Origin of the sequence: Streptomyces sp. NPDC056128 (genome assembly GCF_042263835.1) — a bacterium.
In the GTDB taxonomy this organism is placed as follows: domain Bacteria; phylum Actinomycetota; class Actinomycetes; order Streptomycetales; family Streptomycetaceae; genus Streptomyces.
This window is the reverse complement of record NZ_JBHJVQ010000010.1, coordinates 200,514-215,008: the sequence shown is the minus strand read 5'-3', so window position 1 is coordinate 215,008 and position 14,495 is coordinate 200,514. Positions and strand designations below refer to the sequence as shown.

The 14,495-nt window shown below is 73.8% G+C and carries 16 protein-coding genes; 6 read left to right on the top strand and 10 right to left on the bottom strand.

The window, feature by feature from the left end; all coding sequences use genetic code 11:
* Window positions 1-85 precede the first annotated feature (85 nt).
* The 3 genes from ACFC1X_RS21390 to ACFC1X_RS21380 all read left to right on the top strand — a co-directional run bounded on the left by ACFC1X_RS21390 (window position 86) and on the right by ACFC1X_RS21380 (window position 2,871).
* Window positions 86-625, top strand: a complete 540-nt coding sequence (locus ACFC1X_RS21390) for a Clp protease N-terminal domain-containing protein (protein ID WP_376355871.1) — start codon at window positions 86-88, stop codon at window positions 623-625.
* Window positions 626-733: 108 nt separating this feature from the next.
* On the top strand, window positions 734-1,738 hold the full coding sequence (locus tag ACFC1X_RS21385; protein ID WP_376355869.1) for a DMT family transporter: 1,005 nt from the start codon (window positions 734-736) through the stop codon (window positions 1,736-1,738).
* Between the two features lie 188 nt (window positions 1,739-1,926).
* Window positions 1,927-2,871, top strand: a complete 945-nt coding sequence (locus ACFC1X_RS21380) for a DMT family transporter (RefSeq protein ID WP_376355867.1) — start codon at window positions 1,927-1,929, stop codon at window positions 2,869-2,871.
* 112 nt (window positions 2,872-2,983) lie between these two features.
* Here the strand turns inward: ACFC1X_RS21380 and ACFC1X_RS21375 are convergent, their stop codons facing one another.
* Both ACFC1X_RS21375 and ACFC1X_RS21370 read right to left on the bottom strand, forming a co-directional pair.
* Entirely contained in the window at window positions 2,984-3,625 is a 642-nt protein-coding gene (locus ACFC1X_RS21375) for an FMN-binding negative transcriptional regulator (protein ID WP_376355865.1), read from the bottom strand.
* Complete coding sequence (locus tag ACFC1X_RS21370) at window positions 3,625-4,311, bottom strand: pyridoxamine 5'-phosphate oxidase family protein (RefSeq protein WP_376355863.1); 687 nt, start codon at window positions 4,309-4,311, stop codon at window positions 3,625-3,627. The genes ACFC1X_RS21375 and ACFC1X_RS21370 overlap by 1 nt, the downstream gene beginning before the upstream one ends.
* Window positions 4,312-4,346: 35 nt before the next feature.
* Between ACFC1X_RS21370 and ACFC1X_RS21365 the strand changes: the two genes are divergently transcribed.
* Window positions 4,347-5,684 (top strand): aminotransferase class I/II-fold pyridoxal phosphate-dependent enzyme, encoded by a 1,338-nt coding sequence (locus ACFC1X_RS21365; protein WP_376355861.1) that lies wholly within the window; start codon window positions 4,347-4,349, stop codon window positions 5,682-5,684.
* Here ACFC1X_RS21365 and ACFC1X_RS21360 read toward each other — a convergent pair.
* Window positions 5,675-6,670 (bottom strand): DMT family transporter, encoded by a 996-nt coding sequence (locus ACFC1X_RS21360; RefSeq protein ID WP_376355859.1) that lies wholly within the window; start codon window positions 6,668-6,670, stop codon window positions 5,675-5,677. The genes ACFC1X_RS21365 and ACFC1X_RS21360 overlap by 10 nt on opposite strands.
* Window positions 6,671-6,745: 75 nt before the next feature.
* Between ACFC1X_RS21360 and ACFC1X_RS21355 the strand changes: the two genes are divergently transcribed.
* A complete protein-coding gene (locus ACFC1X_RS21355; RefSeq protein WP_376355857.1) occupies window positions 6,746-7,657 on the top strand; it encodes a LysR family transcriptional regulator in 912 nt (303 codons plus the stop codon).
* Between the two features lie 16 nt (window positions 7,658-7,673).
* On the opposite strand, the gene ACFC1X_RS21350 is transcribed toward ACFC1X_RS21355, so the two are convergent.
* Window positions 7,674-8,141 (bottom strand): pyridoxamine 5'-phosphate oxidase family protein, encoded by a 468-nt coding sequence (locus tag ACFC1X_RS21350; protein WP_376355855.1) that lies wholly within the window; start codon window positions 8,139-8,141, stop codon window positions 7,674-7,676.
* On the bottom strand, window positions 8,138-8,620 hold the full coding sequence (locus ACFC1X_RS21345) for a Rieske (2Fe-2S) protein (protein WP_376355853.1): 483 nt from the start codon (window positions 8,618-8,620) through the stop codon (window positions 8,138-8,140). The genes ACFC1X_RS21350 and ACFC1X_RS21345 overlap by 4 nt, the downstream gene beginning before the upstream one ends.
* A gap of 285 nt (window positions 8,621-8,905) precedes the next feature.
* Between ACFC1X_RS21345 and ACFC1X_RS21340 the strand changes: the two genes are divergently transcribed.
* Window positions 8,906-9,595 (top strand): GntR family transcriptional regulator, encoded by a 690-nt coding sequence (locus ACFC1X_RS21340; protein ID WP_376355851.1) that lies wholly within the window; start codon window positions 8,906-8,908, stop codon window positions 9,593-9,595.
* Here ACFC1X_RS21340 and ACFC1X_RS21335 read toward each other — a convergent pair.
* Genes ACFC1X_RS21335 through ACFC1X_RS21315 form a run of 5 tightly spaced genes read right to left on the bottom strand, consistent with a single transcriptional unit; the run spans window position 9,549 to window position 14,431 of the window.
* Complete coding sequence (locus tag ACFC1X_RS21335; protein ID WP_376355925.1) at window positions 9,549-10,445, bottom strand: amidohydrolase family protein; 897 nt, start codon at window positions 10,443-10,445, stop codon at window positions 9,549-9,551. The two genes, ACFC1X_RS21340 and ACFC1X_RS21335, sit on opposite strands and share 47 nt — an antisense overlap.
* A gap of 5 nt (window positions 10,446-10,450) precedes the next feature.
* Window positions 10,451-11,455 carry an aldo/keto reductase gene (locus ACFC1X_RS21330; RefSeq protein ID WP_376355849.1) on the bottom strand — a complete coding sequence of 335 codons (1,005 nt, stop codon included), beginning with the start codon at window positions 11,453-11,455 and terminating at the stop codon, window positions 10,451-10,453.
* Window positions 11,452-12,207, bottom strand: coding sequence for an SDR family NAD(P)-dependent oxidoreductase (locus ACFC1X_RS21325; protein ID WP_376355923.1), 756 nt, complete (start codon window positions 12,205-12,207; stop codon window positions 11,452-11,454). Before ACFC1X_RS21325 ends, ACFC1X_RS21330 begins: the two co-directional genes overlap by 4 nt.
* A gap of 5 nt (window positions 12,208-12,212) precedes the next feature.
* Window positions 12,213-13,571 (bottom strand): enolase C-terminal domain-like protein, encoded by a 1,359-nt coding sequence (locus tag ACFC1X_RS21320; RefSeq protein ID WP_376355847.1) that lies wholly within the window; start codon window positions 13,569-13,571, stop codon window positions 12,213-12,215.
* An 8-nt stretch (window positions 13,572-13,579) separates the two neighbouring features.
* A complete protein-coding gene (locus tag ACFC1X_RS21315; protein ID WP_376355845.1) occupies window positions 13,580-14,431 on the bottom strand; it encodes a fumarylacetoacetate hydrolase family protein in 852 nt (283 codons plus the stop codon).
* Window positions 14,432-14,495 lie beyond the last annotated feature (64 nt).

The window sequence follows — 14,495 nt, the reverse complement described above, 5'->3', positions numbered from 1 at the left end:
GCCGGGCGGGTCCACTCTGTGTGGGACGCCGAAATGCTCCCCCTCGGGGATGACGCGCACGTCCGGGACTGGTGAGCTGGGAGATGTGCAACCCCGTATCCCCCGGCAGTCGGCCGGCGAGCAGGACGGTCGGCGCCCGGACGGCACCGACCTCGATCACCGGTTCACCGCGGAACTGGCGTCGGCGGTCTCCGGTGCCCGCCGCAGGGCGGTGCGGGACGGGGACCGGCAGGTCGACACGGCCCATCTGCTGCACTCCCTCCTGGAATCCGACGGTGAGGTCCGGGCGGTGCTCGGGGACGGGCCCCGGATCGCCCGGCTGCTCGGCTACCTCGTGCAGCGCAGCATCGGCTACGGCCTGCGCTGGCAGAGCGCCGTCGAGGACTCCGGCGCCGTGCCCCTCGTGACCGGCGTCGCCGGATTCTCGCCGCTGGCCGCGGCGGCCATGGAGGAGGCCGGCGCGCGTGCCGCACGGCGCGGGCACGTCCGGGCCTGCGGTGTCGACCTGCTCGCCGCCCTGGTCGCGGACCCGCAGGCGCGCGCCGTCGAGATCCTGGCCCGCGTGGCCGTCGAGCCGCGCACGGTGGTCGCGGACGTGGACCGGTACTTCGAACCGGCGTCCTGAGCCCTGAGGTTCGGCGCCTCGACTTAGGCGTCGCCGGGCCGCCCCGGACGTCCAGTCGGTGAGACAGGTGTCATTGGGGGTGACGGTCATGTCGACCCCTGTCATCATGTGCCGGTGCATACGTCTGACAGCGCTCGCGGCAGCCGCGGCAAGGGCACCGGGCTCGGCCTGGCGCTCGCGTCCGCGGTCGCCTTCGGCGGTTCCGGAGTCGCGGCCAAGCCGCTCATCGAGGCGGGCCTCGACCCGCTCCACGTGGTCTGGCTGCGGGTGGCCGGTGCCGCCCTGGTGATGCTGCCGCTCGCCGTGCGCCACCGCGACCTGCTGCGCCGCCGCCCCGGACTGCTCGCCGGGTTCGGCCTGCTGGCCGTGGCCGGTGTGCAGGCCTGCTACTTCGCGGCCATCTCCCGCATCCCCGTGGGCGTCGCCCTGCTCGTCGAGTACCTCGCGCCCGCCCTGGTCCTGGGCTGGGTCCGGTTCGTGCAGCGGCGGCCGGTGACACGGGCCGCGGCACTCGGCGTGGTCCTCGCGGTCGGCGGTCTCGCCTGTGTGGTGGAGGTCTGGTCCGGCCTGCGCTTCGACGCCGTCGGACTGCTGCTCGCGCTCGGCGCCGCCTGCTGCCAGGTCGGCTACTTCGTCCTGTCCGACCAGGGCAGCGACGCCGGTGACGAGGCCCCCGACCCGCTTGGTGTGATCGCCTACGGCCTGCTCGTCGGGGCCGCCGTGCTCACCGTCGTGGCTCGCCCCTGGTCGATGGACTGGTCCGTCCTCGGCCACACCGCCCCCATGGACGGCACCCCGGTCGCCGCGGCCCTGCTGCTCGCCTGGATCGTGTTCATCGCCACGGTCCTCGCCTACGTCACCGGCGTGGTGGCCGTGCGCCGCCTGTCTCCGCAGGTCGCCGGCGTCGTGGCCTGCCTCGAAGCGGTCGTCGCGACCGTGCTGGCCTGGGTGCTGCTCGGCGAGCACCTCTCCGCCCCGCAGATCGTCGGCGGCGTCGTGGTGCTGGCCGGTGCCTTCATCGCCCAGTCCTCGACGCCCGCCAAGGGCTCCGCGGAACCGGTGGCGAGCGGCGGGGAGGAAAGGGAGTTGTCCCGGCGGGGAACGGCCGCCTAGGGTGCGGATCATGCACTCCGACGCACTCGTCCTCCCGCCTCCGGCCGCCTGAGGCGGGCCCCTGTGACGAGCCCGGCGCGTGGTCGCCGGGCCGGACGGTGCTGCCCGCAGACGCAGTCCTCGCGCCCCCGGTAGCTCCGGGGCCGCTCCGAACTTCCGCGCCTCGTGCGCGTCTGCGGAGAGAACTCGTGTCGAATGCCGTCTCCGGCCTGCCCGTCGGGCGTGGCCTCCTCTATCTGATCGTCGCCGGTGTCGCCTGGGGCACCGCCGGTGCCGCCGCCTCGCTGGTCTACCGGTCCAGCGACATGGGCCCCGTCGCCCTGTCCTTCTGGCGTTGCGCGGTGGGACTCGTCCTGCTGCTCGCCGTCCGTCCGCTGCGTCCGCGTGGGCGGAGGACGGCCGTGGCCGAGCCGTTCGCCCGCAAGGCGCGGCGGGCGCTCGTCACCGGCCTCGGTCTCGCCGTCTTCCAGACCGCCTACTTCGCCGCGGTGCAGTCCACCGGGCTGGCCGTGGCCACCGTCATCACCCTGGGCGCCGGGCCGGTGCTGATCGCGCTCGGCGCGCGCCTCGCCCTCGGTGAGCACCTGGGCCTGGGCGGCGTCGCCGCGGTCGCGGGCGCGCTCGCCGGGCTCGTCGTGCTCGTCCTCGGCGGAGGGAGCACGACCGTCCGCCTGTCGGGCGTGCTGCTCGCGCTGCTGTCCGCCGCCGGATACTCGGTGATGACACTGCTCACCCGCTGGTGGGGCCGCGACGGCGGGGCGGACGCCGGCAGCACGTCGGTGGGGGCCTTCGCCGTCACCAGCCTGTGCCTGCTGCCGCTCGCCCTCGCCGAGGGGCTGCTGCCGCACACCGCCGAACCGGTCAGGCTCGCGTGGCTGCTGGTGTACGTCGCCGCCGTGCCGACCGCCCTCGCCTACGGGCTCTACTTCGCCGGAGCGGCCGTGGTCCGGTCCGCCACCGTCTCCGTGATCATGCTCCTGGAGCCGGTCAGCGCGGCGGCGCTCGCCGTCCTGCTGCTCGGGGAGCACCTCACGGCGGCGACCCTGGCCGGCACGCTGCTGATGCTCGGCTCGGTGGCGGGGCTCGCGGTGGCGGAGACGAAGGCGGCACGGACGCGGCCCGCGCCCGCCTGACGACCGGCGTCCGTCTGACGACCGGGGGCCGCTCGACGGGAAGCCCCGCCTGAGGAATCGTGGGGCCGCTCGACAGGAGCGGCCCCACGGTCGTGCGCCCGAACGCCCTCGGTCAGATCCTGCCGCGCCGTGCGAGGTGCGCCCCGGCCTCGGCGTCGCGCGGGCCGCCACGCTCGGCGAGCCCGACCGCGATCCGGTCCCGGACCTCCTCGGTCCGCTTGCCGGCGTACTTGAACTTCGCCCGTACGCCGGTCACCTCCAGCCGCAGCCCGCGGATGCCGGACAGCAGCCTGCCGTACGGCGCCTCGCCCGCCGCGGCCCGCGCGGAACCGCCGTCCGGCTGGAAGTGGCCGACCTGGCGGTTGAGCAGGTCGGCCTTCTCACCCGGGTCGTCCACGACACGGGCGTGGCAGCGGAGCTGGACGGCCGCGTAGAAGCTGGTCGGCACGCCGTGTTCGGGCGGCCCTTCCGGGGCGGCCTGCCAGGGGCCCGGGACGTACACGTAGTCGTCGACCACGCTCAGCAGGACGACCGGGTCGGCCTCCAGCGCGGACCACAGCGGGTTGGGCCGGGCGAGGTGTGTGACCACCTCGCCGTGGGCGCCGCGGGTGGCGTCGAAGGCGAAGTGCAGCGGCTGGACGTGCGGCGGCTCGCCGGGCGGGCCGTTGACGGCGAGCTGGCCGAAGTCGTGTGCCGCGAGCCAGTCGCGCCACTCGTCGTCGTCCCGCGGCGCGTCCCAGGGGTGGACCAGCATCACAGGGCCGACAGGTAGCCGGGCAGGGCGGTGCCGGCGTCGAGGTCCGGGTCGGCGACCGGGGCGTCGTACCCCTTGCGCACCGGGACCAGACCCGCCCAGTGGGGGAGGGCGAGGTCCTCCGGTTCGTCGTTCACACCGCCGGTGCGGAGCTTGGCGGAGACCTCGTTCAGGTCGAGGCGGATCACGGCGGTGGCGGCCAGTTCCTTCTTGTTGGCGGGCCGGGAGTCCCGCGAGCGGCCGGGGACGACGTGGTCGACCAGGGCGTCCAGGGCGGTGCGCCGCTCCTCCGGGTCCGTCACCTCGTACGCCGTGCCGTGCACGACCACCGACCGGTAGTTGATCGAGTGGTGGAAGGCGGAGCGGGCCAGCACCAGCGCGTCCACGTGGGTCACCGTCAGGCACACCGGCAGGCCGGGGTCCGCGGCGCCGGTCATCCGCAGCGGGCGCGAGCCCGTCGAGCCGTGCACGTAGAGCCGCTCGCCCACCCGCCCGTAGAGGGTCGGCAGGACCACCGGGGCGCCGTCCCGGACGAAGCCGAGATGGCAGACGTAGCCCTCGTCGAGTATCGCGTGCACCAGTTCCCTGTCGTACGAGGCACGGTCGGGGGAGCGGGTGGGGACGGTGCGGGCGGTGGACGAGTAGGTGGTCGCGGGCTGCGACGGCGTCTGCGCGGTCCCCTGCATGGCGTTCTCCATTGTACTAGTGCATAATGCTGTTTGTGCTAGGAGAGTATCTGATCGCAGGACGGGGCGCAGCGGAGATTTCCGCGAGCGTCGAGCGTGCGGTGGGCTCGGGGGAGCTGGAGCCGGGGCAACCGCTGCCGCCGATGCGGGAGTTGGCGGAGCGGCTCGGGGTGAACCCGAACACCGTCGCCGCCGCCTACCGCACCCTCCGCGAGCGCGGGGTGATCGAGACGGCCGGGCGCCGGGGCAGCCGGGTGCGCGCGAAACCCGCCACCACGGGCCGCGAGTTCATCCGGGTGGAGGTGCCGGAGGGGGTGCGCGACCTCTCCGACGGCAATCCGGACCCGGCGCTGCTGCCCGCGCTGGGCCCGGTGTTCGCCGCGGCGGCCGAGCAGGGCGACCGGGAGCCGGTGCTGTACGGGCACGCGGCCGTCGCCGCGGAACTCGCGCGCGTCGCCCGCGGCGAACTGGACGCCGACGGAGTGCCCGACGGGCCCGTGGTGGTCACGTCCGGTTCGCTGGACGCTATGGAACGGGTGCTCGCGACCCACCTCAGACCCGGTGACGCCGTCGCCGTGGAGGACCCGGGCTGGGGCAGCCTCCTCGACCTGGTCCCCGCGCTAGGGCTGCGCACGGTCCCCGTCCGCGTGGACGACGAGGGGCCGCTGCCCGAGGACGTACGCCGGGTGCTGGCGGCCGGCGCCCGCGCGCTGGTCGTCACGGTCCGCGCGCAGAACCCGACGGGCGCGGCCGTCGGCGCGGCGCGCGCGGCCGACCTGCGGTCCGTGCTGAGCGACCACCCCGAGACCCTGCTGATCGAGGACGACCACGGCCACCGCATCGTCGACCTGCCCCCGCACCCTCTCGCCGGTACGACCCACAGCTGGGCGTTCGTCCGCTCGGCGGCCAAGGCCTGCGGGCCCGACCTGCGGCTCGCCGTGTTCACGGGGGACCCCGTCACGCTCGACCGGGTCCGCGGCCGCCAGCGGCTGGGACCAGGCTGGGTCAGCCACGTCACCCAGCGGGCCGTGGCCCTGCTGTGGGCGGGCGGCGCGGTGGACGCGCACGTGGTCGCGCCGGTGTACGGGCGGCGCCGGGACGCGCTGCTCGCCGCCCTCGCGGACCACGGGGTCGCCGCACACGGCCGCAGCGGCATGAACGTGTGGATCCCGGTGCCGGACGAGACCGGTGCCGTCGCCCGGCTGCTGCACGCCGGCTGGGCCGTGGCCCCCGGCGCGCGCTTCCGCGTCAGCGCCCCGCCGGGCATCCGGATCACGGTCTCGACGCTGTCCGAGGAGGACATCGGCCCGCTGGCGGCGGCGGTCGCGGCGGCGGTGGGGCCGGGGGCGGAACCTTCGCGGAGCTACGTCTGAGACGCGCCGGTCCGAGGGCGCTCCTGGAGCCTCGCGTCCTCCCGCTCCGGGACCGGGGTGACCGTGGGCGCCCCGGCGGCCCTGGGCCGGGACTGGGTCAGCGCCGCCCCGGCGAGGACGATGACCGCACCGACCGGGGTCGACCAGGACAGCGACTCGCCGAGGAGCGCCACGCCCGCCGCGGTGGCGATGACGGGGGTGAAGTACGTGACCATCTGGGCCGTCGTCGGGCCGACCTCCGCGACCAGGTCGTACTGGATCAGGAAGGCGAGCCCGGTGCCGAGGATGCCCAGGGCCGCGACCGACAGCAGGGGCAGGACGGGAAAACCGGTCGGGACCGAGGTGAACAGCGGTGTCACGACGGCGAGTTGCAGCGTGGCGAGGCCCAGCTGGGCGCCCGTCAGCGAGAGGTGGGAGTGGCTGGAGCCGGCCAGGGTGCGGCGCACGTAGATCCAGCCGACCGGATAGCTGAGCGAGGCCAGCAGGGCCAGGGCGGTGCCCGTGACGTCCAGCCCGTCGAAGCCCTGCCAGACGCCCAGCACCGTCAGGACGCCCAGGAAGCCGATGCCGAGCCCTGCCACCCGGCGCCGCGTCGGCCGGTCCTCGGAGAGGGCGACCAGCGACAGGGCCATGCCCCACAGCGGCGAGGTCGCGTTGCAGATGCCGGCCAGCGACGACGGGATCGTCAGTTCCGAGAAGGCGAACAGCGAGAACGGCAGCGCGTTGAGCAGGAACCCGGCGACCGTCAGATGCACCCAGGTCCAGGCGCCGCGCGGCAGCCGCTCCCGCTTCACCGCCATCGCGGCCGCGACCACCGCCGTACCGAACGCCAGCCGCCCCAGCGTGACCTGGAACGGGGCGAAACTCTCCGTCCCCACCTTCATGAAGAGGAAGCTGAAACCCCAGACGAGGGAGAGGAGCCCGAAGCGCAGCCGCCAGTCGAGGACGCGGCGGGCTGCGGGCGAGGACGTGACACTGCTGCTCATGCGAGCAACGATGGAGCAGAACATCCTCGTAGCACAATCGAGATTTCGCACGGAATATCTCGTAGTGTTGCTTACATGTTGAACCTGGAGCGCCTGCGCACCCTCGACGCCCTCGCCCGGCACGGTTCGGTGAGCGGCGCGGCCGCCGGTCTGCACATCACGACCTCGGCCGTCTCCCAGCAGATGGCCAAGCTGGAGCGCGAGGCCGGTCAGCAGCTGCTGGCGAAGAACGGTCGGGGGGTGCGGCTCACCGACGCCGGCCGGCTGCTCGCCGAGCACGCGGCCCGCATCCTCTCCCAGGTCGAGCTGGCCCAGGCCGACCTGGAGGCGCAGCGCGGGCAGGTGGCGGGCGAGCTGCGGCTGTCCGCGTTCCCGACGGCCGCCCGCGGACTCTTCCCCACGGCTCTCGCCGCCCTGCGCACCGAGCACCCCGCGCTGCGCCTGCGCTCCTGCGAGCTGGAACCGGAACGCGGCATCAACGGCGTGGTCCGCGGCGACCTCGACCTGGCCGTCGTCCTCGACTGGTACAACAAGCCGATGCCGCTGCCCGACGGCCTGGTCAAGGCGCCCCTCCTCGACGACCCCGCCGACGTGGCCATGCCGGCCGGCCACCGGCTCGCGGGCCGGGACGAGGTGGACCTCGCCGAGTTCGCCGAGGACGAGTGGATCACCTGGGGCGAGGGCGAGTTCTGCCACGAGTGGCTGATGTTCACGCTGCGCTCGAAGGGCATCGAGCCGATCGTCGGACACCGCGCCGCCGAGACCCACACCCAGCTCGGCCTGGTCGCCGCGGGGCTCGGCGTGTGCATCGCGCCGCTGCTCGGACGGCTGCCGATGCCCGCGGAGGTCGTCACCGTCCCCTTGAAGCAGCGGGTGCGCCGGCACGTGTACGTCGTGTGGCGCGCGGACGCGGACCGCCGCCCGTCGATCCGGGCGGCGGTGGACGCGCTGCGGGCGACCGCGGCGAAGGTGGGACAGGCGGGCTGAGCCCGCCAGGTCCCGTCTAGAGCGCCGCCAGCTTGCGGAAGTCCCAGCTGACGACCTTCTCCGGCGTCAGCCGCAGCCAGGCGTGCCGGCCGTCATGGGGCATCTCCTCCAGACCGAAGTTCTTGCGGGCGAACAGCGTCTCCGGGAAGTCGAGTTCGGCGCACAGCTCACCGGTGCGCGGTGCCTCGCCCACGAACTCCACCCGGCCGGACAGCTCCGCGCCCCGCAACTCGTCGTACTCCTCACCGGTGTCCACCACGATCGCCACCCGCGGGTCGCGCCGCAGATCCGTCCAGCGCCTGCTGCGCACGACCGAGTACAGCCACATCGAGGCACCGTCCCAGGCGAACCACAGCGTGCTCACGTGCGGGGCGCCGTCGGCCGAGACCGTGGCGACCCGGCAGGTGCGCTGGGTGGTGAGGAACGCCTCCAGCTCGCCGGGCGTCATCATGATCTTCCGGCCCCGGCGCTGGGTCACGGTCATCCGGCCAGCTGGATCGAGTCCCCGCTGACCGTGATCTGCACGGCGGGCAGCGGCTTGGGTGCCGGGCCGCTCTGCACGCTGCCGTCGGTGATGGAGAAGTTGCTGTTGTGACAGGGGCAGTTGATGACCCCGTCGGACACGCTCTTCACGGCGCAGCCCTGGTGGGTGCAGGTGGCGGAGAACGCCTTGAACTCGCCGGCGGAAGGCTGGGTGACCACGACCTTCTGGTCGGCGAAGACCTTCCCGCCGCCCTCGGGGATGTCGGCGGTCGCCGCCAGCGCGGCCCCCGCTCCCGCCTCCTCGCCGCCGCCCGCCTCCTCGGACGGGGAGCCCGAGGAAGCGCTGCCGGTGTCGCTCGACGCGTCCTCGTCCGAGCCTCCGCACGCCGCCAGCACGGCGGTGAGCCCCGCCGCTCCGGCCGCCGCCACGACGGTACGACGGGCCGGTCCGGCGGCGGGATGAAACGATGCGCTGGTCATGCTGGGGTTCCCTTCGGGGGGATGCGTGATGATCTGCCGAGAGGTACGGCCCCGTGGCACATGCTGTTCAGACCGTGCGGTGATGCTGTCGGTTCGGCGGTCGGGCGGGCGTAAAACACGGCTGTCGATTCGCTGTCGACGTAGGTCTCGGCCAGGGTCTTCCCGTCATTTCCGGGCCACCTGGGCACTTGTGCGTCCTCGGGCGGGCCTCCTGACATCGATAAACTGCTGATGGCCCCAGCCCTCAGCCCCAGCCCCCACCGCACCGACCAGTAGGAGATCCGGATGCCGGCGCACGACCCGTCCGTCCCGCCGGTCCGTCAGGTTCTGTCCGACAGTGTCTACGAGGGCATCAAGGCCAAGGTCATGGACCACGAGATCGCTCCGGGCGCTCGCGTCGGCATCGAGGCCCTGGCCCGTGAGCTGGACGTCTCGCCGACCCCGGTGCGCGAGGCGCTCGCCCGGCTGGAGTCCGACGGTCTCGTGGTCAAGCGCTCGCTGTCCGGGTACCGGGCGACCGAGTTGCTCACCCGCCAAGGGGTGGAGGAGCTGTTCGAGATGCGGCTGCTCCTGGAGCCGCGCGCCGCGGCCCTGGCGGCGCACAACGCCGAGGAGAGCCAGCTCGACGCCCTGGAGGCCACGCTGGAGGGCATGCAGGCCCACCCCGGGCCCACCGGACCGTACGCCTCCTACCGGGACTTCGCCGCGCTGGACCAGCGCTTTCACGACACCGTCGCGGAAGCCGCTCACCGGCCGCTGCTCGCGGACGCGGTGGAGCGGCTCCACACGCACCTGCACATCTTCCGCCTCAGCAACGTCCAGAACATCCAGGGAGCGGACGATCCGACCCTGGCCGAACACGAACGCATCGTGCGGGCGATCCTGCGCCGCAGGGCCGAGCACGCCGCGGAAGCGATGGCCGAGCACCTCACCCGCAGCCTCGAACGCCAGCTGAGCCGGTTCGACGAGGAGTGATTCGACGAGGAGTGCCGGGCACGCGGTAGACGCGCCGAGCGGTGCCGGACCACACCTCGGACCGCTCGGCCGGGTCCAACCCGGCAATGAGCGTCCCGGCCGCGTCGACGACCGCGCCGTACCCCGCGGCGAGCGTGCTCACCGGCCAGTCGGAGCCGAACATCAGCCGCCGGGGGCCGAAGGCGTCGATCACCGTGTCGGCGTACGGCCTGAGGTCGTCGGCGGTCCATGAGGACCAGTCGGCCTCGGTCACCATGCCCGAGAGTTTGCACACCGTGTTGGGCAGTGCGGCCAGCTCCCGTACCCGCCCGGCCCACGGTTCCAGCGCCCCGGACGCGATCGGCGGCTTGCCGAGATGGTCCAGGACGAAGGTGAGGCCGGGCACCGCGGCCGCCGCTCGCGCCGCGGCGGGCAGCTGGTGCGGCAGCACCACCAAGTCGTAGACGAGTCCGGCCCCGGCGACGGCACGCAGGCCGCGCAGGACCTCCGGGCGGGTCAGCCAGTCGGGGTCGGGTTCGCCCTGGACCTGGTGGCGGATCCCGCGCAGGAAGTCACCGCCGGGCAGTGACCGCAGCGCGTCGAGTGCCTCGGCGACGTCCGGGGCCGTCAGGTCGGTCCACCCCACGACCGCCCCGATCAGGTCGCTGTGCGCGGCCAGGGACAGCAACTCCGGTGTCTCCTCGGCGATGTTGACCGTCTCCACCAGCACCGTGGCCGTGACCCCCGCGGCGCCGGTCGCGGCCGCCAGGTCCGCCGGGACGAAGGAGCGCCGCAACGGGGCGAGCCCGGGGCCGTCGAGCCACTCCTGGTCGCGCACGGCGAGGTCCCACAGATGGTGGTGGGCGTCGATGATGGTCACGCCGGGCTCCCGTCCAGTACCGGCTCCGGCACCGGCACTCCGCCGGGCAGCAGGCCCTGAGCCCGCAGATCGTCCCATACGGCTCCGGGGGCGGGCCCGCGGAACTGTGCGACGGCGTCCACGACCTGGGCCGCCGAGCGCGCACCGACGAGGACCGACGCGACCGCCGGATGCCCGAAGGGGAAGCGGAGCGCGGCGGCCCGCAGCGGGAGTCCGTGCGCCTCGGTCACCGCGCGCATCCGTACCGCCCGGTCCAGGAGGTCCGAGGGCGCCGCCGCGTAGTCGTACGTGGCGCCGGGCGCGGGGTCGGCCAGCAGCCCGGAGTTGAACACACCGCCGACGATCACGCTCTTGCCTGCGGCGGACGCGGCCGGCAGCAGCGTCTCCAGGGCCCCCTGTTCCAGCAGGGTGTAACGCCCGGCGCAGAGCACCGCGTCGACGTCCGTGTCGGTCAGGAACCGGGTCAGCATCCGGCTCTGGTTCATCCCCGCGCCGATCGCCCGGACGACCCCCTGCGACCGCAGCTCCTCCAGCGCCGGGTACGCCTCCCGGAAGGCCTGTTCCCCGTGCTCGTCGGGGTCGTGGAGCAGGACCAGGTCGACGCGGTCGAGCCCGAGGCGGGTGAGGCTGTCCTCCAGTGAGCGGCGTACGCCGTCGGCGCTGAAGTCCCACCGGCGCCGGTGGGTCGCCGGTACCGCGAAGCCGTTGGCCCGGTCGTCGCCGCCGCCGTCGTGCGGTTCGAGTACCCGGCCCACCTTGGTGGACAGGACAAAACCGTCCCGGGGCCGCGTCCGCAGGGCCGCGCCCAGCCTGCGCTCCGAGACGCCCAGACCGTAGTGCGGGGCGGTGTCGAAGTAGCGGATGCCCGCGTCCCAGGCGGCGTCCACGGTGGCCGCCGCCTCGTCCTCGCCGACGTCCTCGTAGAGTCCGGCGATGGCGGCGGCACCGAGGCCGAGGGCGGTGACCGGCACCCCGCTGCCTCCCAGGAGCGCCGCCCTCACCGTCCCTCCGGGCGCAGCCGGAGGCCCTGCATCCCGCCGTCCACCGCGAGGGCCGTGCCGGTGACGCTGCCGGCGGCCGGGCTCGCCAGGTAGGCGATGGCCGCGGCGACCTCTTCGGCGGTGACCAGACGGCCCATGGGCTGGCGGGCGTTGAGCGCCGCCCGCTCGGCCTCCGGGTCGGGCGCCTGGTCCAGGAGACGGCCCACCCAAGGAGTGTCCGCCGTACCGGGGTTCACGCAGTTCACGCGGATGCCCTCGCGGACGTGGTCGGCCGCCATGGCGAGGGTGAGGGCCTGGACCGCGCCCTTGCTGGCGCTGTACAGGGCCCGCTGCGGCAGTCCGGCCGTGGCCGCGATCGAGCAGGTGTTGACGACGGCGGCGTGCGCGGAGGCGCGCAGGAGGGGAAGAGCCGCCCGGGTGGTGCGGACGACGCCGAGGACGTTCACGTCCAGGACCCGGTGCCACTGGGCGTCGTCGTTGTCCTCGACCGTGCCCGTCGCGCCGATCCCGGCGTTGTTGACCAGGATGTCGAGGCCGCCGAGCTCGTGGGCCGCCGCGGCGACGGCGGACCGTACCGAGGCGTCGTCGGACACGTCGGCGGCGTAGCCGCGCAGGGGCTTGTCCACGGTCGACGGGTCGAGGTCGAGGACGGCGACGTCGGCGCCGCGGGCGGCCAGCAGGACGGCGGTGGCCCGGCCGATGCCGGAGGCGCCGCCGGTCACCAGGGCCTTGAGGCCGGACAGCCCGGACACTTCGCTCATGAGGGGGTTCCCTTCTCCTGTGCGGCGAGGTCGGCGGCCCAGAAGACGCCGTCGGGATAGCGGTAGGTGGCGATGGACTCGGGGTGCATCCGGGACGAGAAGCCGGGCGCGGTGGGCGCCGTGTAGTGGCCGTTGGTGATGACCACGGGGTCGTCGAAGTGCTCGTGGAGGTGGTCGACGTACTCGATGACCCGGTCCTCGGTGGTGCCGGACAGGGCGACGAAGTCGAACATCGACAGATGGCGGACCAGTTCGCACAGCCCGACACCGCCGGCGTGCGGGCAGACCGGGACGCGGTACTTGGCGGCGAGCAGCAGAATGGCCAGGTTCTCGTTGACGCCGCCCACCCGTGCCGCGTCGATCTGGAGGACGTCGATGGCCTCGGCCTGCAGCAACTGCTTGAAGACGATGCGGTTCTGCACGTGCTCGCCGGTGGCGACCTTGACGGGCGCGACGCCCCGGCGCACGGCCGCGTGACCGAGGATGTCGTCGGGGCTGGTGGGCTCCTCGATCCAGTACGGGTCGCTGTCGGCCAGTGCCCTGGTCCACTCGACGGCCTCGGTGATGTTCCAGCGCTGGTTGGCGTCGATGGCGATGCGGATGTCCGGGCCGACCGCCGCACGGGCCGCGCGCAGCCTGCGGACGTCGTCGGCCAGGTCGGCACCGACCTTGAGCTTGATCTGCGGGAAGCCGTCGACGACGGCCTGCTTGGCGAGCCGCACCAACTTCTCGTCGGAGTAGCCCAGCCAGCCGGGGGAGGTGGTGTACGCCGGGTATCCGCGCGACAGCAGCAGGGCCTCGCGTGCGGCGGCGCCCTTCCTCCCCTCGCGGAGCAGGGTCACGGCCTCCTCGCGGGTGAGCGCGTCCTCGATGTAGCGGTAGTCCACCTGGTCGGCGAGCCACTCGGGCTCCGCGTCGGCGAGGAGCCGCCACACCGGCTTGCCGGCCGCTCTGGCCGCGAGGTCCCAGACGGCGTTGACCACGGCGCCGATCGCCATGTGCATCACGCCCTTCTCCGGGCCGAGCCAGCGCAGTTGGCTGTCACCGTTGAGGGCCCGGCTCACCGTTCCCGGATCGGCGCACACCGCGTCCACGGACCGGCCGACGACATGGGGGCGCAGCGCGGTGATGGCCGCCGCCTGCACCTCGTTGCCGCGTCCGATGGTGAAGGTGAAGGCGTGCCCCTCGAGACGCCCCCGCGGGCCGTCTTCCGCGTCGGTCCGCAGGATGACGTAGGCGGCCGAGTAGTCGGGGTCGGGGTTCATCGCGTCCGAGCCGTCCAGCTCCCGCGAGGTGGGGAACCGGACGTCGACGACCTCGACGTCCGTGATGCGGGCCGGGGTGTGGGTCTTCATCGCCGTCCTCACGCGTCCTCGAAGGTCTGACGCCGGCGGCCGAGACCGTCGATCTCCAGCTCCACCGTGTCACCGGCCCGCAGATAGGGGGTGCCCGGCAGGCCGAGGGCCACCCCGGCCGGTGTCCCGGTATTGATGACGTCGCCGGGCTCCAGGACCATGTACTGGCTCAGGTACCGGACGATGTGGGTCACGGAGAAGACCATGTCCTTGGACGTGCCGTTCTGCCGCGCGACGCCGTTGACGGTGAGTCGCAGGCCGAGTGCCTGCGCGTCCGGCACCTCGTCGGCGGTGACCAGCCACGGGCCGAGCGGGTTGAACGTCTCGCACGACTTGCCCAGGTCCCACTGGGGGGACAGCTCCAGCTGGAAGGCGCGTTCGGAGACATCGTTGCTGACCGCGTAGCCCGCGATGACGGCGGCCGCGTCGTCCGGGCCGGTCAGGTAGCGGGCGCGTCGGCCGATCACCACCGCCAGTTCCACCTCCCAGTCGGTCTTCTCCGAGCCGCGCGGCACGAGCACGGTGTCGTAGGGGCCGACGACCGTGCCGGGGTCCTTCATGAAGACGACCGGCCGCTCGGGCACCGGGGCGCCGGTCTCCGCCGCGTGGTCGCGGTAGTTGAGGCCGACGCAGACCACCTTGCCGGGGCGGGCGACGGGCGCGCCGACGCGCAGCCCTTCGGTGTCCAGGGCGGGCAGCGTGCCGGCCCGCAGGGCGGTGCGGACGCGGCCGACGCCGTCCGCCGCCAGGAACGGGCCGTCGATGTCGGGGGTCAGGCCGGTGAGGTCGTAGGTGCGTCCGTCGTCGGCCAGGACGGCCGGGCGTTCGGCGCCGGGGGCGCCGAGGCGCAGCAGCTTCACGTGTTCTCCTCGCGGTCGCGGCACGGGGCGTGCCGCGGGGTTGGTGCGGTCGGGCTCGGCAGGC

Bases quoted from the DNA above. Each gene is read 5' to 3' on its own strand.
- ACFC1X_RS21370 (WP_376355863.1), bottom strand. From the start codon at position 4,311: ATGCAGGGGACCGCGCAGACGCCGTCGCAGCCCGCGACCACCTACTCG.
- ACFC1X_RS21320 (WP_376355847.1), bottom strand. From the start codon at position 13,571: ATGAAGACCCACACCCCGGCCCGCATCACGGACGTCGAGGTCGTCGAC.
- ACFC1X_RS21355 (WP_376355857.1), top strand. From the start codon at position 6,746: ATGTTGAACCTGGAGCGCCTGCGCACCCTCGACGCCCTCGCCCGGCAC.
- ACFC1X_RS21345 (WP_376355853.1), bottom strand. From the start codon at position 8,620: ATGACCAGCGCATCGTTTCATCCCGCCGCCGGACCGGCCCGTCGTACC.
- ACFC1X_RS21340 (WP_376355851.1), top strand. From the start codon at position 8,906: ATGCCGGCGCACGACCCGTCCGTCCCGCCGGTCCGTCAGGTTCTGTCC.
- ACFC1X_RS21350 (WP_376355855.1), bottom strand. From the start codon at position 8,141: ATGACCGTGACCCAGCGCCGGGGCCGGAAGATCATGATGACGCCCGGC.
- ACFC1X_RS21360 (WP_376355859.1), bottom strand. From the start codon at position 6,670: ATGAGCAGCAGTGTCACGTCCTCGCCCGCAGCCCGCCGCGTCCTCGAC.
- ACFC1X_RS21375 (WP_376355865.1), bottom strand. From the start codon at position 3,625: ATGCTGGTCCACCCCTGGGACGCGCCGCGGGACGACGACGAGTGGCGC.